3 protein-coding genes are annotated in these 1039 nt (G+C 59.2%); all 3 read right to left on the bottom strand.

All coding sequences use genetic code 11. The features are described from left to right. Positions 1-190: transposase (locus BLU70_RS14240; RefSeq protein ID WP_276326119.1), on the bottom strand; the 190-nt coding region annotated here is incomplete at its 3' end. A 77-nt stretch (positions 191-267) separates the two neighbouring features. After that, positions 268-597, bottom strand: coding sequence for an IS66 family insertion sequence element accessory protein TnpB (gene tnpB / locus BLU70_RS14245; protein WP_176780933.1), 330 nt, complete (start codon positions 595-597; stop codon positions 268-270). Between the two features lie 29 nt (positions 598-626). Further along, positions 627-971 (bottom strand): IS66 family insertion sequence element accessory protein TnpA, encoded by a 345-nt coding sequence (gene tnpA, locus BLU70_RS14250; protein WP_074694013.1) that lies wholly within the window; start codon positions 969-971, stop codon positions 627-629. Positions 972-1039 lie beyond the last annotated feature (68 nt).

Consider the following 1039-nt stretch of genomic DNA (forward strand, 5'->3'; position numbering starts at 1 on the left):
CCTCGTTGAATACCAGGTCCAGGCGTATCTGGTTGTCTGTCGTGCGTTCGCTGGACTTCCCGAACTGCCGATGACGGGCCAGACGAAGCTGTTCCAGCAGCAGGTTAACCTGCTTTTTCAGCTCCGCGATTTCCTGTTCCTGCGCCTCGCAGCGCGCCTGTAGGGCTTCCAGTTGGTTGGTGTTCTCCATCGTCGTGTTCGTCATGCAAAAGGATTTCGACACACCTGCCGAAATCCCTTGACAGATCCTTCTGTGTTTACCGGGTCTCACACCACTTTTTTCGCGGTAACCCTCCGGTGCGCTTTCGGCTGGTTGAGCGCAAGACCGTCCAACAGCCAGTTCAGCTCCCGGCGGGTGATGACGAGGGTCTTGCCGTCGCTTGTGTCCGGCCACCAAAACCGGCCGCGTTCCAGCCGCCGATAATACAGCCAAAAGCCGTTGTGTTCCCAGTACAGCAGCTTCAGCTTGTCCCGCTCCCGATTACAAAACGCGAAGAGCGCAGGGGAAAACGGGTCCAGGTGAAAGGACTCCTGCACCAGTGCCGACAAGCCGTCGATAGATTTGCGCATGTCCGTGCTGCCGCAAGCCAGGTACACGCAGAGCTCCCCCGGTCCAGCACCGATGTTCAGCATAGCGATGCCAGGGTGCGCACCACATCGCGCAACAGATCAAAGTTATAACCAGACGTGACCTCGATGACAGCAGGACCCACACGTATGGGCAGCGGCTTGTCCGCCACTTCAACCACGGATTCCTCCACACGCACCGGGATGAAACGCGGCTGGGCGCTATCCCGATGACGGCCTTCGTGGTCGGTGTCCGCCTTAAACTTACCGACCCAATACCACAGCTGATGTTCCTTGACCTGATGCGCAGCACACCAGGCTGCGCCGCTTAACCCGCTGGCCCGGAAGTCCGCCACACGGGCACGCCAAAGCTCGCAATGTTGTTCCAACTCCGCCTTCGTCACGATGATCCCTCCATGGTCGGATTCTGGGGGGATCATCTCGCACCAGGCACGCTGGCGCTAGGTGTGCA

Source organism: Alicyclobacillus hesperidum, assembly GCF_900107035.1.
Lineage (GTDB): Bacteria > Bacillota > Bacilli > Alicyclobacillales > Alicyclobacillaceae > Alicyclobacillus > Alicyclobacillus hesperidum.